The organism is Niveispirillum sp., assembly GCF_052437035.1.
Taxonomy (GTDB): domain Bacteria; phylum Pseudomonadota; class Alphaproteobacteria; order Azospirillales; family Azospirillaceae; genus Niveispirillum.
The window spans coordinates 258,041-275,693 of record NZ_JBQVOH010000001.1 but is presented as its reverse complement, the minus strand read 5'-3'; the positions used below and the strand labels follow the sequence as shown (position 1 = coordinate 275,693).

At 64.4% G+C, this 17,653-nt stretch carries 21 protein-coding genes; 10 read left to right on the top strand and 11 right to left on the bottom strand.

The features are described 5' to 3' along the window. Positions 1–53 precede the first annotated feature (53 nt). Complete coding sequence (locus ACT6Q8_RS01320) at positions 54–326, top strand: BrnT family toxin (protein ID WP_054165857.1); 273 nt, start codon at positions 54–56, stop codon at positions 324–326. Then, entirely contained in the window at positions 307–606 is a 300-nt protein-coding gene (locus ACT6Q8_RS01315) for a BrnA antitoxin family protein (protein ID WP_082371916.1), read from the top strand. The genes ACT6Q8_RS01320 and ACT6Q8_RS01315 overlap by 20 nt, the downstream gene beginning before the upstream one ends. Here the strand turns inward: ACT6Q8_RS01315 and ACT6Q8_RS01310 are convergent, their stop codons facing one another. Further along, positions 607–1,044, bottom strand: a complete 438-nt coding sequence (locus ACT6Q8_RS01310) for a flagellar FliJ family protein (protein ID WP_054165855.1) — start codon at positions 1,042–1,044, stop codon at positions 607–609. It lies immediately after the preceding gene. Continuing rightward, on the bottom strand, positions 1,041–2,369 hold the full coding sequence (gene fliI, locus ACT6Q8_RS01305) for a flagellar protein export ATPase FliI (protein ID WP_444735025.1): 1,329 nt from the start codon (positions 2,367–2,369) through the stop codon (positions 1,041–1,043). Before fliI ends, ACT6Q8_RS01310 begins: the two co-directional genes overlap by 4 nt. Before the next feature lie 168 nt (positions 2,370–2,537). Here fliI and ctrA point away from each other — a divergent pair, with 168 nt between their 5' ends. The 3 genes from ctrA (at position 2,538) to ACT6Q8_RS01290 (ending at position 4,862) form a co-directional block, all read left to right on the top strand. After that, positions 2,538–3,248, top strand: coding sequence for a response regulator transcription factor CtrA (gene ctrA, locus ACT6Q8_RS01300; RefSeq protein WP_054165853.1), 711 nt, complete (start codon positions 2,538–2,540; stop codon positions 3,246–3,248). After that, entirely contained in the window at positions 3,245–4,321 is a 1,077-nt protein-coding gene (locus tag ACT6Q8_RS01295; RefSeq protein WP_444735024.1) for an NAD(P)/FAD-dependent oxidoreductase, read from the top strand. The genes ctrA and ACT6Q8_RS01295 overlap by 4 nt, the downstream gene beginning before the upstream one ends. A 73-nt stretch (positions 4,322–4,394) precedes the next feature. Continuing rightward, positions 4,395–4,862 carry a DUF1203 domain-containing protein gene (locus ACT6Q8_RS01290; protein ID WP_054165851.1) on the top strand — a complete coding sequence of 156 codons (468 nt, stop codon included), beginning with the start codon at positions 4,395–4,397 and terminating at the stop codon, positions 4,860–4,862. Here ACT6Q8_RS01290 and amt read toward each other — a convergent pair. After that, the gene (gene amt / locus ACT6Q8_RS01285) at positions 4,859–6,991 is read right to left on the bottom strand and encodes an ammonium transporter (RefSeq protein ID WP_054165850.1); all 2,133 of its coding nucleotides are present in this window, start codon (positions 6,989–6,991) and stop codon (positions 4,859–4,861) included. The two genes, ACT6Q8_RS01290 and amt, sit on opposite strands and share 4 nt — an antisense overlap. A 239-nt stretch (positions 6,992–7,230) precedes the next feature. On the opposite strand from amt, the gene ACT6Q8_RS01280 reads away from it, so the two are divergent. Continuing rightward, positions 7,231–7,650, top strand: a complete 420-nt coding sequence (locus ACT6Q8_RS01280; RefSeq protein WP_444735023.1) for a VOC family protein — start codon at positions 7,231–7,233, stop codon at positions 7,648–7,650. A gap of 37 nt (positions 7,651–7,687) precedes the next feature. Here ACT6Q8_RS01280 and panC read toward each other — a convergent pair whose 3' ends face one another. From panC to ACT6Q8_RS01250, 6 genes are all read right to left on the bottom strand, one after another. Further along, on the bottom strand, positions 7,688–8,527 hold the full coding sequence (gene panC, locus ACT6Q8_RS01275; protein WP_444735022.1) for a pantoate--beta-alanine ligase: 840 nt from the start codon (positions 8,525–8,527) through the stop codon (positions 7,688–7,690). Between the two features lie 71 nt (positions 8,528–8,598). Then, positions 8,599–9,048 carry a nuclear transport factor 2 family protein gene (locus tag ACT6Q8_RS01270; RefSeq protein ID WP_054165847.1) on the bottom strand — a complete coding sequence of 150 codons (450 nt, stop codon included), beginning with the start codon at positions 9,046–9,048 and terminating at the stop codon, positions 8,599–8,601. Between the two features lie 45 nt (positions 9,049–9,093). Then, entirely contained in the window at positions 9,094–9,861 is a 768-nt protein-coding gene (locus ACT6Q8_RS01265; RefSeq protein ID WP_444735021.1) for an SDR family NAD(P)-dependent oxidoreductase, read from the bottom strand. Then, positions 9,858–11,420, bottom strand: a complete 1,563-nt coding sequence (locus tag ACT6Q8_RS01260; protein WP_444735020.1) for a cryptochrome/photolyase family protein — start codon at positions 11,418–11,420, stop codon at positions 9,858–9,860. Before ACT6Q8_RS01260 ends, ACT6Q8_RS01265 begins: the two co-directional genes overlap by 4 nt. Continuing rightward, positions 11,417–12,142: a DUF6134 family protein gene (locus ACT6Q8_RS01255; protein ID WP_054165844.1), complete on the bottom strand. Its 726-nt coding sequence runs from the start codon at positions 12,140–12,142 to the stop codon at positions 11,417–11,419. Before ACT6Q8_RS01255 ends, ACT6Q8_RS01260 begins: the two co-directional genes overlap by 4 nt. Before the next feature lie 9 nt (positions 12,143–12,151). Further along, positions 12,152–12,880 (bottom strand): SDR family NAD(P)-dependent oxidoreductase, encoded by a 729-nt coding sequence (locus tag ACT6Q8_RS01250; protein WP_054165843.1) that lies wholly within the window; start codon positions 12,878–12,880, stop codon positions 12,152–12,154. A 156-nt stretch (positions 12,881–13,036) separates the two neighbouring features. Between ACT6Q8_RS01250 and ACT6Q8_RS01245 the strand changes: the two genes are divergently transcribed. Then, on the top strand, positions 13,037–13,276 hold the full coding sequence (locus tag ACT6Q8_RS01245) for a hypothetical protein (protein ID WP_444735019.1): 240 nt from the start codon (positions 13,037–13,039) through the stop codon (positions 13,274–13,276). Between the two features lie 23 nt (positions 13,277–13,299). On the opposite strand, the gene ACT6Q8_RS01240 is transcribed toward ACT6Q8_RS01245, so the two are convergent. After that, the gene (locus ACT6Q8_RS01240; RefSeq protein WP_054165841.1) at positions 13,300–14,274 is read right to left on the bottom strand and encodes a DnaJ C-terminal domain-containing protein; all 975 of its coding nucleotides are present in this window, start codon (positions 14,272–14,274) and stop codon (positions 13,300–13,302) included. 167 nt (positions 14,275–14,441) lie between these two features. Further along, positions 14,442–14,912 (bottom strand): RT0821/Lpp0805 family surface protein, encoded by a 471-nt coding sequence (locus tag ACT6Q8_RS01235; RefSeq protein ID WP_054165840.1) that lies wholly within the window; start codon positions 14,910–14,912, stop codon positions 14,442–14,444. Positions 14,913–15,071: 159 nt separating this feature from the next. Between ACT6Q8_RS01235 and pdxH the strand changes: the two genes are divergently transcribed. The 3 genes from pdxH (at position 15,072) to ACT6Q8_RS01220 (ending at position 17,652) form a co-directional block, all read left to right on the top strand. Continuing rightward, positions 15,072–15,665, top strand: coding sequence for a pyridoxamine 5'-phosphate oxidase (gene pdxH / locus ACT6Q8_RS01230; protein WP_054165839.1), 594 nt, complete (start codon positions 15,072–15,074; stop codon positions 15,663–15,665). Positions 15,666–15,680: 15 nt separating this feature from the next. Further along, positions 15,681–16,595, top strand: coding sequence for a cation diffusion facilitator family transporter (locus ACT6Q8_RS01225; RefSeq protein WP_444735018.1), 915 nt, complete (start codon positions 15,681–15,683; stop codon positions 16,593–16,595). 196 nt (positions 16,596–16,791) lie between these two features. Further along, positions 16,792–17,652 carry an MBL fold metallo-hydrolase gene (locus ACT6Q8_RS01220; RefSeq protein WP_444735017.1) on the top strand — a complete coding sequence of 287 codons (861 nt, stop codon included), beginning with the start codon at positions 16,792–16,794 and terminating at the stop codon, positions 17,650–17,652. The last annotated feature ends 1 nt before the right edge of the window (position 17,653 follow it).

Here is a 17,653-nt window from a genome sequence, read left to right as displayed (position 1 = left end):
TTTGTAGATACAATCCGCCTTGCCTGACCATCTTTTTGTAGATACGATCTGCTATGGAGATCGAATTTGACCCGGCCAAGGATCAAAGGAACATTGCCGAACGCGGCATTTCCTTTGCCTTGGCCGCAGACTTCGACTTCGCCACGGCACTGATCGCCGCCGATGACCGACGGGAATATGGGGAACCGCGTTTCCAGGCCCTGGGATTTATCGGTGACCGGCTGCATGTGCTTGTTTTCACTATGCGGGGGCAGGTGCTGCGCGTCATCAGCCTTCGCCGCGCCAATGAGCGGGAGTGTGCTCGCTATGCCGAAACCCAACCCTGAGCTGACCGACGAGGTATCGCCTGAATTGGATGCGGATTTCTTTGCCCGCGCCAGACCGGGGGCCGAGATGCTTCCCCGTCTGCTGGGGGAAGAGGCGGCAGGGCAGCTATTGCGGCGGCGGGGGCCGCAGAAGGCGCCGACCAAGGCGCTGGTATCACTCCGCCTTGACCAGGATGTGATCGACCATTTCCGGTCGGGTGGCTATGGGTGGCAGTCCCGGATGAATGCAGCCTTGCGTGAGGCCGCAAGGCTGGCACCTGTCAAAACACCCCCTCGCTGATCACCCCTCTCCCTCGCCTTCCGCCCCCTGCTGCCGGGAAAAGCGGATGGAGGCGACCTCGTCGAACATCTGGGTTTCCCGGTAGCGGCGGGCTTCCTTGGCGGCAAGGTCGCGCTGTTCTTGCACCTGCTCGAACTTCTTCTGTTCGCGGAACGCCTCGGCCAGGGCTTCCTCCGCCCGCTCCAGTTCCAGGCGCAGGGTGGCGGCCCGGCGTTCATACTCATCGCGCAGCATTTCCACCCGCCGGGCAAAGGCCGGGTAGGATTTGGCCAGCATCAGGTCGGTGGCGGCCAGATCGCGCTCCACGATCACCTGTTGTTCGAACTGCTCCCGCTCCGCCACCAGACGGTCCTGGCTTTCCTGAAGCTGCACGACGACGCGGCGGCGCTGGTCAACCTCGCGCTGGTTAAGGCGGATCAGGGGTTTGAGGTCCTTCATCCGCTGGCCCCGCCCAGGATGGCCGCCAGTTCGGCATAGCCCTGGTCAAGGGTGCTGCGTTCCCCCTTGTTCTGGCGCAGAAAGGCCTCAATGGCCGGGTTGTAATGGATGGCCTCATCCACCTGCGCGTCGCTGCCCTTGCGGTACGCACCCAGGCGGATCATCTCCTCCATGTCGGAATAGGCCGACATCAGGCGCCGCGCCTTGCCGACCAGGGCGTTCTGTTCGGGCGTGTTGCAGCCGGGCATGGTACGGCTGACCGAGCGCAGGATATTGATGGCGGGATAGCGCCCGCGCTCGCCGATCTTGCGTTCCATCACGATATGCCCGTCCAGGATACCGCGCACCGCGTCGGCGATCGGTTCTTCCATGTCGCCGCCTTCGACCAGCACCGTGAACAGGCCGCTGATCGTGCCCACGCCTGTGCCCGGCCCGGCGCGTTCCAGCAGGCGCGGCAGTTCGGCGAACACGGTGGGGGGATAGCCCTTGGTGGTCGGCGGTTCGCCGGCGGACAGGCCGATCTCACGCTGGGCCATGGCGAATCGGGTGACGCTGTCCATCAGGCACAGCACATCCTGTTCCTGATCGCGGAAAAACTCCGACACGGCAAAGGTGAGATAGGCGGCCTGACGGCGCATCAAGGGCGGCTCGTCCGACGTCGCCACGATAACGACGGAGCGGGCGATACCTTCGGGTCCCAGATCATGTTCCAGGAATTCCTGCACCTCGCGCCCACGTTCGCCGATCAGGCCGATGACGCTGACATTGGCCTCTGTATATTTGGCCAGCATGGACATCAGCACCGACTTGCCCACGCCCGACCCGGCGAAGATGCCCATGCGCTGCCCCCGGCAGCAGGACAGGAAGGTGTTGATGGACTTGACGCCCAGATCCATCTTGCCCCCTACCCGTTTGCGGGCATGAGCGGGCGGCGGGCCAGCCTTGATCAAATAGGGGACGTCACCGGTGGGCAGGGGGCCCTTGCCGTCGATGGGCTGTCCCAGGGCGTTGATGACCCGGCCCAGCCAGGCCTGCGTCGGATAGATGGAGGCCTGTCCCTCCGCCACCTCCGCCCGGCAGCCCAGGCCAATATCGTCCAGCGTGCCGAACGGCATCAGCAATGCGCGTCCCCCGCGAAAGCCCACCACCTCGCACGGGACAGGTTTACCCCCGCGCGTGATGACGCGGCAGCGGCCGCCGATGGACAGGCGCCGTTCCACGCCTCCGACTTCGACCATCATGCCAAGCACCGAGGTGACGCGGCCAAACACGGCATAGGTCGGCAAGGCGTTGATCTCTTGCACCAACTGATCGTGATCAAGCATGGAACGCCCCTGGTCTTTGGCAAATCCGCAATGACATGGCCGGGCACATACGAATGAACAGGCTATCACCCCTGGCAAAACCATTGGTCGGATAGCATATCCGTAGAGGCTCTGTTAACCTATCTGCCGTAGATGGGTATACCCACTCCTGCTCCCGAGGAAACCATCATGCGCGTCCTGCTGGTTGAAGACGATGCCGCGATGCAGAAAAGCATCCAGCTGATGCTGTCCGCCGAAGGCGGGTACATCGTGGACGCCACCAGCCTGGGTGAAGACGGGCTGGAGATCGGTAAACTCTACGACTACGATATCATCATCCTGGATCTGATGCTGCCCGACATGGACGGGTACGAGGTGCTGCGCCGCCTGCGCGCCTCGCGGGTCAACACCCCCATCCTGATCCTGTCGGGCCTGTCCGATCTGGATAACAAGATCAAGGGTCTGGGTTTCGGCGCCGATGATTACCTGACCAAACCGTTCGACAAGCGCGAGTTGATCGCGCGTGTACAGGCCATCATCCGCCGGTCCAAGGGCCATTCGGAAAGCATCATCCGCACCGGCAAGCTGACCGTGAACCTGGATGCCAAGACGGCCACGGTGGAGGGTGCGCCCCTGCACCTGACCGGCAAGGAATATGGCATTCTGGAGCTGCTGTCCTTGCGCAAGGGCACGACCCTGACCAAAGAGATGTTCTTGAACCATCTCTATGGCGGCATGGATGAGCCGGAGCTGAAGATCATCGACGTCTTCGTCTGCAAGCTGCGCAAGAAGCTGACCACCGCCACAGAGGGCGACAATTATATCGAAACGGTGTGGGGCCGCGGCTATGTGCTGCGCGACCCGACCGAAGGTGCCGTGGCCACAAAGGCCGCCGGTTGAGCAGGCCACAGCGTATCCTGCTTCTGGGCGGTGGTCATGCACGCCCGCCCTTGCTGAAACGCCTGTCCGCCCTGGGCCGGGCTGGGCACAAGACTACGCTGCTATCCCCTGCCCCGCAGGTTTGGGCAGAGGCCGTGCCGGCCCTGCTGGCCGGGCGGATCGATCCGGCCACCGCCCGCCTGGATGCGGGCGCCCTGGCGCGGGATGCGGGGATCGGATTCATCGATGATGCCGTTCTGGGCCTGGACCTGAAGGCCGGGCTGGTGCATCGGCATGAGGGGGAGCCCGTCCCCTTCGACCTGCTTTCCATCGCGCCCGATGCGGGCACCCGGCCCCTGCCCGGTACCCAGGGCCATGCCCGCTGCTTCGCCACCCGCCCCCTGTCCCGCCTGCTGGACCTGCGTTCGGCGCTGGAGGCGCGGTTTGAGCAGCATCCGGGCCGCGTCGTGGCCCTGACCATCGCCGGCGGCGGGGTAGAGGCGGTGCGCATCGCCCTGTCGATCATCAATCTTGCCGCCCTGCTGGGCGGGCATGTGGCCGTCACCTTGCTGATGCGCGGCCTGATCCTGACAGAATTGCCGGGACCGGCGGGGGTTAAGCTGGCGGAAATCCTGTCGACCCATGGCGCCATCCTGATCGAAAAGGCACCCGTGGCGCGGGTGGAGGGGAATGAGGCGGTACTGGTCAATGGTGACCGCATCGCCTTCGACCTGTTCTTGAATGCGACCGGCGGGGCCGGGCCGGCCTGGCTGAAAACCAGCGGACTGGATGTCGATGCGAACGGGCGCCTGCACTGTGATGCCAAGCTGTTCGTGGGCGGGTTGGAACATGTGCTGGCAGGTGGTGAAGCGGTGAGCCCGGAGGGCGGGCGTCATCCCGGCTGGGGCACGCTGGGGTACAATCTGACGGCCATGGCCAATGATCTGGTGCCGCGCCGGGCGTCAGCGCGCAAACCGCCGCTGTTCTTCGACCTGGGTAATGGCGAGGCGCTGGCAGCCTGGGGCCGGCGCTGGATGCTGGGACGTACCGCGCTATGGGCCCTGCGCTGGGCCGAGGGGCGTTGGCTGCTGTGACCGCAAGAACCGGGTCGCTGCTGTGGCCCTGGCCTGACATCGTTGCGCCATCCCTAATGATGGAGCGTCCCCCATGTCCTATATTGTCAGCGGCCTGCAATCCGCCCCCTTCGCCCCCTTGTTCGGTCTGGACGATCAGGCGCTGGCCCAACGCGGCATCCGGCGCATGACGGCGCCGCAGGATGGGCTGTACCCCTGCCGCGTCACGCTGGCCGATGTACCGGCGGGCACCGATGTCCTGCTGCTGTCCTATCAGCATCAACCGGCCCACACGCCCTACCGCGCCGAGGGGCCGATCTTCGTCACCGAAGGCCATGCAGACACGGCGGTGGCGAAGGGCGAGGTGCCATTAATGATGGCCAAGCGCATCCTGTCCGTCCGCGCCTATGACGGCGATGACATGATCGTCGATGCCGATGTGGTGGACGGCAAGGACGCCGACGCCCTGTTCCGGCAGTATCTGGCCCGGTCAGAGGTGGCGTATCTGCATGTGCATCTGGCCCGGCGCGGATGCTATGCCGGGCGGGTGGACCGGGCTTAACCCGTCCGCCGATCCTTCTCCGCCGCCCGTTCAATGGTGCGGGCGATGGGGAAGCGGATATGGACGCTTGTGCCCTTGGCCGGTGCTGTCTGGATGACCAGCGTCCCCTCGTGCAGACGCACCAGGGCGTTGACCAGCGACAGGCCAAGGCCCGACCCGCCATGGCCCTTGGCCAGCCCGCCTTCCAGCTGCGTGAAGGGTTCCAGCGCCTTGGAAACCATGGACGGGTCCATGCCGATACCCGTATCCGACACGGTCAGGCAGAGGCGGCGATCGGGTTCGAAACTGGCGGACAGTTTCACCTTGCCGCCCGCCGGCGTGAACTTGACCGCATTGCCGACCAGATTGATCAGGATCTGGCGGATGGCACGTTCATCGGCCTGCAGGGCCGGCAGGTCGGGGGAGACATCCAGGATCAGGCCCATGCTGCCGCTTTCGGCCAAGGGCTGCATCAGGCGATGGACGCCGCGCAGGACGCGGGCGAGATCCAGCGGCTGTTCATTCAGCTGGAACTTACCCGCCTCCAGCCGGGAGAAATCCAGCACATCATTGACCAGCGCCAGCAGATGCTTGCCGCCATCATGGATATCGCGGGCATGTTCGACATAATGTTCATCGATGGGGCCATAGGCCTGATCGGCGATCAGCTGTGAAAAGCCGATGACGGCGTTCAGCGGCGTGCGCAACTCATGGCTCATGGTGGCCAGGAACTGCGACTTGGCAAGGTTGGAATTCTCCGCCTCCACCTTGGCCTTGCCCAGTTCCTCCAGCAGCAGGGAATGGCGCTGGATCTCCGACGTCACCCGGTCGATGACACGGTTATACTGGGCCGCGATCAGTTCCACATCCGATTGCGGCTCCACATGGACGGGGCGGTCGAACTTGCCCTCCTGGCGGTGGCGCTCCATCTCGGCGGCCAGATCCAGCATGGGGGAGGTGGCGCCATGTTCGGCAACGTTCAGGCCCAGCCGTTCGGCCTCCACATCGATGCGCAGCGGGAAGATGCGGTTGATGACCCGCAGCAGGATATAACCGCTGCCAAAGGTGAAGACACCGCAGGCCGCCACACCCGTCAGCTGCACACCCAGCTGCTGCCACCGCGACAGGCCCGTGCCGAACAGGGCGACATCCCCGAACAGCGCCACGCACAGGGTCCCCCAGATGCCTGCGAACAGATGCACCGGCACAGCGCCCACGGCATCGTCGATCTTCAACCGGTCCAGCAGCACGCCGCCGGCAATGACGATGATCCCGGCCACGGCCCCGATGATGGCAGCCGACCCGGTCCCCACCACCAGCGCACAGGCCGTGATGCCAACCAAACCGCCCAGAATGCCGTTAAGGAAATGTTCGACGCGCGGCTTCGGCTCCATCAGCACGGAGACGAAATGCCCCGTCAGGCCACCGGCGCAGCCCGCGACCACGGTGTTCAGCAGGACCCCCGGCGCCTTGTCGAGATCGCCCAGCACCGACCCGCCATTGAAACCCAGCCAGCCGAACCACAGGACCAGCACGCCCGACGCCGCCATGGTCAGGTTGTTGCTGCCCAGCGCGCGCACGCCGGGGTCAAAGCGCCCGGTACGCGGCCCGATGACCAGCACGGCCGCCAGCGACAGCCAGCCCCCCACCGAATGCACCACGGTGGAGCCGGCGAAATCGATGAAGCCCAGGGCCGAGAGCCAGCCCTGACTCTGCGGTCCCGCCATCCCGCCCCAGGCCCAATGCCCGAAAACCGGATAGATCAGGGCCGATAGCAGGGCCGAGACGACGATATAGCTGCCATAGCCCATGCGTTCGGCCACCGCGCCCGACACAATCGTCGTTGCCGTGCCGCAGAACATGATCTGGAACAGGATGAAGACCAGTGGCGTCGCGGCATCCAGATGGTCGGGCATGAAGCCGCCCGTGCCGATCAGGCCCAGCCAGCTGGGCCCGAACATGATGGCATAGCCGAACAGCCAGAACAGGAAGCCGGCGATGCAGAAATCCATCACATTCTTGATGGCGACATTGATGGAGTTCTTGGCCCGGACGAACCCGACCTCCAGCAGGCAGAATCCCAGCTGCATCGCGAAGACCAAGGCCGTCGCGGTCAGGACCCATAGATGAACGACCGGATCACTCGTCATCCACATCCCCGCCGACGCCTTCCCCCCTCCCGTTGGGGGTGGGCCGGAAATATTGGTGAATATTATTGCGTGACACCGCTAACATCCATGCCAACACGGATCATGCTGCATTGCAATCGAACTTTCATGGCGATTATGCGGGGTCGCTGGGGAACAATTGCATGCCGGGGCTGGGATATTGCCCGCCGATGCCCCATGTTAGGGGGATCGGATTTCCGCCAACCCTTGGATAAGAAACGATGAAATACCTGCATACCATGGTCCGTGTGACCGACCTGGAGCAGTCGCTGGATTTCTACTGCAACAAGCTGGGCCTCAAGGAACTGCGCCGCATGGAAAACCAGGCGGGCCGCTTCACCCTGATCTTCCTGGCCGCCGATGAGACGCCGGATGCGCAGGTGGAACTGACCTATAACTGGGACCCAGAGGTCTATGCGGGCGGGCGCAATTTCGGCCATCTGGCGTTTGAGGTGGATGACATCTACGCCACCTGTCAGTCGCTGATGGACAAGGGCGTGACCATCAACCGTCCGCCGCGCGATGGTCGCATGGCCTTCGTCCGCTCGCCCGACAATATCTCGATCGAGCTGTTGCAGAAGGGCGGCTCGCTGGCTCCGGCCGAACCCTGGACCAGCATGCCGAACACGGGCGTTTGGTAAGGAAAGCATGGGCGGGCCGGCGGGTCCGCCCCATTTCTTATACCGCCATATTGTCCAGCAGCCGCACCCCGCCCAGCCGGGCGGTGCAAATCAGACGACCGGGGGCGGGTTCCGTCAGCGGTTCCAGGGTCAAGGCGTCAACCAAGGCCAAGTAATCCACCGCGGTGAAGCCTGCATCCAGCAGGGCCTGAATGCCCGCCGACAGGACGGATTCCACCGCCTCACCGGCCTCCAGCCGGGCGATGGCGTCGCGCATCACGCGGTTCAGCTGTCCCGCCACCTGCCGCTGTTCGGGTGACAGATAGGCGTTGCGCGATGACAGGGCCAGGCCATCCGCCTCCCGCACCGTTGGCACGCCTTCGATCTGCACCGGGATATCCAGGTCGCGCACCAGTTGCCGGATGGTGCAGAGCTGCTGGTAATCCTTTTCCCCAAAACAGGCGACATCGGCGCCGGCCTGCAACAGCAGCTTGGTCACGACCGTGGCCACACCCTGGAAATGGCCGGGGCGGAAGGCGCCTTCCCAGCGGGTGGTGACGGGGCCGACATCAATGCCGGTGGCAAAGCCCGTCGGATACATCACATCAACGGTCGGCGCGAACAACAGGTCGCAGCCGGCACTGGCCAGCTTGGCGGCGTCGCCGGCCTCATCGCGCGGATAGCGGCTGAAATCCTCGTTCGGGCCGAACTGCGTGGGGTTCACGAACACCGTCGCCACCACCCGGTCGGCCAGTTCGCGGCCACGCCGCACCAGCGTCAGGTGCCCGTCATGCAGGGCGCCCATGGTGGGCACCAGGGCGGTGCGCAGCCCTGCCGCACGCCAAGCGGACACCTGGGCACGCAGGTCGGCGACGGTGCGGACGATGGCAATGCTCATGGTGGCGGCTCAGATTCTGTTTCGCGGGTGCGGCATAGGGAGGTATGCCGCCGCCGGCCCCGCGACAAGCGCTAATGCGCCATATAGGCCTTGATCTTGCGCAGCACCCAGCCCAGCAGGGGCAGCTTTTCATAAAACTGCTCTGCGGCATCCCAATGGTCGATATGGCTGGTCACCTGTCCGGCCAGATCAAACCGCACCTCCGACATGCCCTCGATGGTGCTGGGGCGCGGCTGTCCCTTGCGGCGGAAGACAAAGCCCCAACGCAGGTACGCCGTCTGTTCCGACACGGCATGATCCCGCACGATGAAACGCGGCTGTTCCAGCACATCGAACATGGCCGTGAACACCGCCTTCATCCGGTCGCGCGACCGGAAATCATTGAACGGGTCCTTGAAATGCACGTCCGGCACGGCAAGCCGGTCCAGCCGCGCCACCGTTTCAGGCCGCAGTTCCTGATAAAAGCGGATATAGGCGCCCAGCGCCTGATCCACCGGAACCTGTCCATTCACCGATCCCATGCCAACCCTGATCCAAGCCGTTTCCTGAGGGTCCAATCCCGGCGCTTATTTCGGCACGGTTCCACGGACCATCATGAAATACAGTGCATCGGGAAAACAGCGCAACAGCAGAAGCAGCCATGTAAAGCGACGGGGGAACGTTATCTGGAACCCGTTGCCTTTAAGTCCCGCCACCAGCCGCGCTGCCGCCTTCTCTACCGGCATCAGGAACGGCATGGGGAAGTCGTTCTTGTCGGTCAGGGGCGTCTTGATGAACCCAGGGCAGACCAGCTGCACCTTGATGCCATACCGCTCCACATCCAGCTTCAGGCTCTCGGTCATATTGTTCAAGGCCGCCTTGGACGCGCCATAGGCCAGGGACCGGGGCAGGCCGCGATAGCCCGCCACAGAGGACACCACCGCCACATGCCCCCGCTTCGCCGTGATCATGCCCGGCAGGATGGCGGCCAGACAGTTCACGGTACCGATCAGGTTGACATCAATGGTGCGGGCGAATGTGGCGGGGTCCAGGTCCTTGGCCGCATCCGGCTGATAGGTCCCGGCATTCAGCACCGCCAGCGCGATGGGGCCATGCGGCGCCAGCGCTGCCTTCACCCCATCGGCATCGGTGATATCCAGCGGCACCGGAATAATCCGCCCCGACCCCACGGCCCGCGCCGCCAATGCTGCCAACGGCTCCACCCGCCGCGCACTGGCCAGCACGGTCCACCCTTCCGCCGCCAGCGCCAGCGCCACATGCTCCCCAATCCCGGAAGAGGCACCGGTAACCCAGGCAAAACCATCGGTTGGGGTGGGGGTGTGCAGATTGGTCATGATCTCTCCGTTCCCGTGGCCGGATAGGCTGGCACCAGCCCCGCAATGAACCGCCCGGCCTGATCCCGGATGCCGTCGCGCTTGGCCGGTTCCATGCCGTCCAGGCCCTTATAAACCAGACCCATGCGGGGATTGGCGCGCAGCTTGCCCTCATTCTCCATCAGGAAGTTCCAATAGAGGGCGTTGAAGGGGCAGGCGGTGGGGCCGGTGGTTTCCTTCACATCGTAGCGGCAGCGGGTGCAGTAATCCGACATGCGCTGAATATACTTGCCGCTGGCGGCATAGGGTTTGCTGCCCAGATAGCCGCCATCGGCATGCATCACCATGCCATGCACATTGGGCAGTTCCACCCAATCATAGGCATCGGCATAGACAGCCAGGTACCATTCCTCGATCTGCGCTGGCTCCACGCCCAGCAACAGGGCGAAATTGCCCGTCACCATCAGGCGCTGGATATGGTGGGCGTAGGCCAGACGTTCCGTCTGCCCGATGACCTGCGCCATGCAATTCATGTCGGTGCGCCCGGTCCAATAGAAATCGGGCAGTGGGCGGTGGGCGTTCAGTGCGTTGGTCTCAGCATATCCCGGCATTTTCAGCCAGTAGATGCCGCGCACATATTCGCGCCAGCCCAGAATCTGGCGGATGAACCCTTCCACCGCATTCAACGGCGCTTGCCCCCGCCGCCATGCGGTTTCGGCGGCATCCACCACGCGGCGCGGGTCCAGCAGGCCGGCATTGATGTAGGGCGACAGGATGGAATGGAACAGGGTTTCCTGCCCCATGGCCATCGCATCCTGATAATCCCCGAACAAAGGCAGGCAATGGCGGATGAAATGGTCCAGCGCCCGTTCCGCCCCCGCCGCCGTGACGGCATAGAAGAACCCTTCCAGTTTGCCGAAATGGCCGGCGAAACGGTCGGCGACCAGGGACAGCACCTCGGCGGTAATGGCATCGGGTTCTTCGCGATAGGGGGGAGGGATTTTCAGGCCCTTGGGCAGGGACTTACGGTTCTCCGCATCGAAATTCCATTGCCCGCCCTCCGGCTGCCCCTCTTCCGTCAGCAGGATTTTATAGTCGCGCCGCATCTCCCGGTAAAAGAACTCCATGCGCAGCTGCTTGCGCCCATCGGCCCAGGAGCGGAAGCGCGCGATGGGGCAGAAGAAACGGTCATCCTCCTTCACCTCAACCGGAACGCTGAAATCCTGCTGCCATTGCCGCATCTGTTTCCAGACACGCCATTCACCGGGGAAGGTGACGATGGCGCGGGCGGCCCCATGCCGGGCAATGGCGCGTGACAGTTCCCCGCCCAGGGTGCCGCTATTGTCGGGATCATCCAGGCGGATGTAATCGACGTGGATGCCATCCGCCCGCAGCTCTTCGGCAAAGTGCCGCATGGCACTGAACAGAAAGGCGATCTTCTGCGGGTGGTGGGGGACATAGGTCGCCTCCGCCATCACCTCTGCCAGCAGGACCACATCCTGGTCCTTGTCCAGCCCGCGTAAGGACGCCAGATTGCGCGACAGCTGATCGCCCAAGACCAGACGGACAGCACCGCTCATGGGGTGGAGGCCGATTGCGGGGCAGGCTGCGGCGGCACCGGAACGCTATCCAGGATATAGGTGATTTTCTGTCCCTTCGCCTCAAACGCCAGCCCCACCCATTGGCCGGTATCATCGTACCAGAGGTCGATCTGGTTGGTCTTGCCGGGCGGGTTGGTCAGGATGTTGATGGTGTGGCGATGCGCCCGCGTCGGGCCGGATTGCGTGTCCAACACCTCCGGTCCCCTATCCTCCATCCGCACATCCATGATCAGGCCGCGTTGCGTGTCCAGAAGCTGGGTCGCGCCGGTGATGGCGTTGTTCCAATAGCTGGTGGGGATGATGTCGGCGGGGGCCACATAGGCCCCCCCGCTGCCTTCGACCATCAGCCCGTCCGGCCCCGCCTTGGCGCGCAGCCAGTAATCGTCGCCGTCATCATCGGTGCGGGTTTCAATCTCGATCAGCCGCCCCGCCTCCCAGACCTCCCGGTTGCGGTGGCGGTAGCGATAGGCGGTGACGAAGGCCAGCGTCACCTCCAGACTGATTTCCTTTTCCATGATCAGCCGGTCACCGTCGCGCGTGAAGCGCATCCGGTGAAAGCCCATAGGGCTGTCATTCTTGCGGAACACGGAAAAGGAAACGGCATCCGTTTCCGGAAGGATGAATCCCGCCGACCGGCGCGGCAGGATCAGGCCAAGGCCCAGAGCCAGCGGGCATGAGAGGATCAGGTGGCGGCGATGCATGTTCGTCTCCTATCCCTTGGTGCGAAGTGTACTACGTCCCCCATCAACGGCCAGAACCTGCCCTGTGATCCATCCGGCATCGGCGGACAGCAAAAAATCTGCCATGGCAGCCAGATCATCGGCCTCCCCCAGCCTTGCCAGCGGGTGCATGGCGGCAATCCCCTGCGCCATCTGTTCGGAGGACAGCAGCGGTGCCGCCAGCGGCGTGCGGGTCAAAGACGGAGCGATGACATTCACGCGCACATGCGGTGCCCATTCCGCCGCCATGGCCCGGCCCAGGCCCGCCACCGCCCCCTTGGCCGCCGCAATAACGGCATGGTTGGTAAAGCCCTGTTCGACGGCGACGGTTGAGAACAGCACGACCGCCCCCTTGGCCGCCTTCAACCCCTTTTCCGCCGCGCGCAGGGCCGTGGCCGCACCCAGCAGGTTCAGGTTGAAGGCTGTCAGGAAATCAGCACTACGGGTCGCCTTCAAGGGCTTGATGACGATGGAGCCGACGCAATAGGCCAGACCCGCGATGCCTTCACCCCGGTCGCCCAGCGCCACCGCATCGGCCAGCGCATCCTCTGCCATCACATCGGCGACGGCATGGGTGGCGCCCAGGTTCTGGGCCAGATCCTCCACCCGCACCGCATCGCGCGCCACCAGATGCAGGGCATGGCCCTTGGCCGCCAACCGCCGGGCCAGGGCCTGACCGGTGCCGCCGGTCGCACCAATAATGATGATGGGGGATGCCATAACGCTGTTCCGTCCTGTCCTTTAGGGGCAACAGGAGCTAGATCGCGGCAGGCCAACGCCAAGGGGGGCGGGAACCTTCCGCCCCCTTTGGCTGTTCTATCGCCGAAGACCACCCGTCAGGGGTGGTCGAAAGATACAAATGGATGGAGAGAGATCATGCGGATGAACCTTCTGCGCCAGGGCACCCTGGCCGTCATGCTTCTGGCAGCCCCCATGGCCCTGACAGCCTGCGACAAGAAGGGCCCGGCCGAACGGGCGGGTGAGAAGATCGACGATGCCGCCGAAAAGACCGGCGACAAGCTGGAAGACGCCCGCGACAAGGCCGGCGAAGCCGTGAAGGACCTGCGCGACAAGGCGGATGATGCCGTGGAAAAGGCCAAGGACGATAAAAAGTAACACCGTAAACGCAACTGGGGGGATCACACCCCCAGCTTGCGCCGCACGTCGTAATCCTTGCCCTTGGACCAGCGCTCGATGAAGCTGGACAGCTCGGCATCCGGCTTTTCCGGCAGCATCACCATCAGCTTCACATAAAGGTCGCCCGTGACCTTGCGGTCGGCATTGGGGATGCCCTTGCCCTTCAGGCGCAGGATCGTGCCGCTATTGGCGCCGGCGGGCACCTTCACGGCCACCTGCCCGTCCAGGGTCGGCACCTTGATGGCCGCCCCCAGGACCGCTTCCTGCAACGTCACCGGCACATCCAGATGGATGTCGTCATCCTTGCGGGTGAATAGCGGGTGGGGGTCCACCAGCACCTCGACAATCGCGTCGCCGGCCCCGGCACCGCCCAGCCCCGCCAGACCCTGCCCCTTCAGGCGCAGCTTGGTCTGATCGCGCGTACCGGGCGGGATGTTGACATCGATGGTCTTGCCCGTGGACAGGGTCAGCCGGCGCTTGGCACCCAGGCAGGCATCGGCAAAGCTGACGCTGACCGAATAATTGACGTCGCTGCCCTTGGCCTTGACGCCGGCACCGGAGCCGGCGGAATAGCGCCGCTTGGTCGCCCCGAAAATATCGTTGAAGAGATCATCGGCAAAGGGATCGTCGCCCGCACCGGCGCCACCGGCACCCGGCTTGGCCCCGCCGCCGGGACCGCGCGCACCGAATCCAGCCCCACGTCCCGTACCCGGCCCCGCGCCCCAGGCGCGGCGGAAGGTGCGGTCGGGCCGTTCGGCGCCGCTGGCATCGATCTCGCCCTTGTCGAACCGCGCCCGCTTGTCCGGATCGGACAGTAGGGAATAGGCGGCGTTGACCTCCTTGAACTTCTGTTCAATGTCAGGGCGACCGGGATTGAGGTCCGGATGGAACTGCTTGGCCAATCCGCGAAAGGCCTGCTTGATGTCATCGGCAGAGGCACTCCGCGTCAGGCCGAGGACAAGGTAGGGATCGCGCATGGTCACCAGCAGGCAGAAAAAGTGAAAACCTGCCGCATCCTACGCCCCATCGGCCCCCGGTCAAGCATGGCCGACAGGAAGCGGCCAGCGCATGCGTATAAAAAACCCCGCGCCAGGGGGTAGACCCTGACGCGGGGTGATCATTTGTCCTGCCGATTGGGCGATCGTCAGCTGACGATCTTCCAGGAACCGTCCGGCTGCTGACAGGCGCGGCCATAGGCCTGTTCACTGCGGCCACCGACGATGATCGTCTGCTGGTATTCGCGACAATAGGCGTTGGTGCCGGCCTGACGGCCTTCCTGGGTGGGCGTCACGATGACGCGGTTGCTGTTATTGGGGTTATCCCAGACGATGGGTTGGTTCAGCGGCGCGTTGAAGGACGCGTAGGTGTTGCGTTCCAGGGCGGCGCGGTCAGCCTTGTCCAGCGAGGCGCCCACTTCCGAACCGATCAGCGCACCCAGCACCGCACCGGCGCCGGTCGCCCACAGCTTGCCCGAACCGCCACCGATCTGGCTGCCGGCCAGACCGCCCATCAGGCCGCCGATCACGGCGCCACCGGTCTGCTTGTTGCCGCCCGTGGTCTGACACCCGGCCAGCAGGGCCACCAGGGCGGTGGCGACAACGATCTTGCGAATCATTTTTCAGAACCTTTCTCGGATCATGCTTTGCCCCCGAACCATTCGCCATCGGGCGTTTCCGCCTGCGGACGGGTGCCATGCGGGGGACGGCATGGACAAACAACCCATGCTCCTTATCTTCGTGATGAATTCAGGCGCAACTATGACGAAGATCAAGCCATGACGCTGGAAAACGCCACCGACCCTTTCGCGCAGTTCCGGGCGTGGTTCGCCGAGGCCGAGACGGCGGAGATCAATGATCCCAACGCCATGTCGGTGGCCACCGTCGGCGCCGATGGCCGCCCGTCGGTGCGCATCCTGCTGCTGAAGGGCCTGGATGACCGGGGTTTCACCTTCTACACCAATACGCAGAGCCGCAAGGGCGACCAGTTGGACGCCACCCATTTCGCCGCCCTGACCTTCCATTGGAAGTCGCTGCGCCGTCAGGTGCGGATCGAAGGGCCGGTGGAGCGGGTGACGGACGCAGAGGCCGACGCCTATTTCGCCAGCCGCCCACGCGGCAGCCGCATCGGCGCCTGGGCCAGCCAGCAGTCGCGCCCGCTCGACAGCCGCGCCACCCTGGAGCAGGCCGTGGCCGATACCGAGGCGCGGTTCGATGGCGGCGAAGTGCCGCGCCCCCCGCACTGGACCGGCTTCCGCGTCGTTCCCGACCGCATTGAATTCTGGCAGGATCGCGAATACCGGCTGCATGACCGTATCCTGTTCACCCGCGAGGGTGAGGGGGAATGGAAAAAGGGCCGGCTTTACCCCTGATGTGACAGGTGTGCGGTGACGATAACGGCAGCGGCGGCGGATCGGTACAGGCGGTGGGCAACCTATGCCAGTGTGACCGTTGCCCTGATCCTGATCGCGGCCAAGCTGGCCTCCTACATGGCCACGGGGGCGGTCGCCATCCTGTCCTCGCTAATGGACAGTTCGGTCGATCTGCTGGCGTCCGTTGTCACCCTGCTGGGGGTGGCGCAGGCGTTGCAGCCGCCCGACAGCAAACACCGGTTCGGTCGTGGCAAGGCCGAACCGCTGGCGGCCCTGGCCCAGGCGGCGTTCGTGGCCGGTTCAGGCGTGTTCCTGGGCTATGAAGGTGTAGGCCGGCTGGCGGAGCCGCGCCCGGTGGAGAATGCCGAACTGGGCATCGCCACCATGGTTTTCGCCATCGTGATGACGGGCCTGCTGCTGCTGGTGCAGCGCTGGGTGATCCGGCGTACGAAATCCATGGCGATTGCTGCCGACAGCATGCATTACAGCGGCGATCTGCTGATGAATTCTGCTGTCATCGCGGCGCTGGGCCTGACGGCATGGACCGGCTGGCCCTATTGGGACCCGATCTTCGCGCTCGGCATCGCCGCCTTCCTGGTCTGGGGTGCCAGCCGCATCGTGCGCGACGCGCTGGGCGTGCTGATGGATCGCGAATTGCCCGATGGCGACCGGGCACGCGTGAAGGAAGTGGTCCGCGCCCACCGTCAGACCCGCGGCATCCATGATCTGCGCACCCGGTCCACCGGCATCGGCCAGCATATCGAATTCCACCTGGAACTGGACCCGCATTTGACCCTGGCCCAAGCGCACGACATCACCGACGAGATCGAGCGGGAGTTGCGCGCCGCCTTCCCCAGTGCCGAATTCGCAATCCATCAGGAACCGGCCGGCCTGGAGGATGAGCGCCTGGACCACCGCATCCGGCGGTAATATTGCCACAGCGCTTTCCAACCTATCCCGATGCACGCCCGCCATGACAGATTCGTGACTGCGCCTGTGTGCCTCGTCACAGGAACATCGGCACGGTCGCATTTATTTTTGTGGAACCTTCGGGGCGTCTGGCGGAATGTGTCCGCTGGTAACCGGGGGCAATCGGCCGGGCATCGCCCGGCCCCAGGGGCGTGTCATGGAGTTCAAGGTTAAGTTCTGGGGCGTGCGCGGGACCTTCCCCTGTGCCTTCGCCTCGCATCTAACCTATGGCGGCAATACCAGCTGCATCGAGGTGACCGTGGGTGGCCGCACGCTGGTGCTGGATGCCGGCACGGGCCTGCGCCCGATGGGCAAGCATTTCCTGCGCGACAATATCCGCAACGCCACCCTGCTGCTCAGCCACGCCCATTGGGACCATATCAACGGCTTCCCCTTCTTCGAACCCGGCTATGTCCCGGATTTCAGCCTGGATATCTTCGCCCGTGACCTGTCGGGCTGTTCCTGCATCGGGGAGGTGCTGACCACCTGCATGGAAAAGCCGCTGTTCCCGGTGCCGCTGACCACCATGCGCGCCAAGATCGGCTTTCAGAACCTGCATGCCGGTGACCAGCTGGACCTGGCCCCCGGCCTGGTCGTGAAGACGGGTGAGCTGAACCATCCCGGGGGTGCCGTTGGCTATCGCATCGAATATGCGGGCAAGTCCTTCTGCTATGTCACCGACACCGAACATGTGCCGGGGCAGCTGGACCAGAATATCCTGCGCCTGATCGAGGGCGCGGACGTCGTCGTCTATGACACGACCTACACGGAGGCGGAATACGCCACCCGTGTCGGCTGGGGCCATTCGACCTGGAACGAGGGCGTGAAGCTGATGGAGGCGGCGGGTGCCAAGCGCCTGTGCCTGTTCCACCACGACCCCGACCATGATGACGCCGCCATGGCCGCCATCGAGCGGGAGGCAGCCCAGCGTTTCCCCGGCGCCTTTGCCGCGCGCGAGGGGGTGACGCTGGACATGCTGAACCTGCCGGCGGTCGACGGGATCGTTGTGGCGGCGTAAA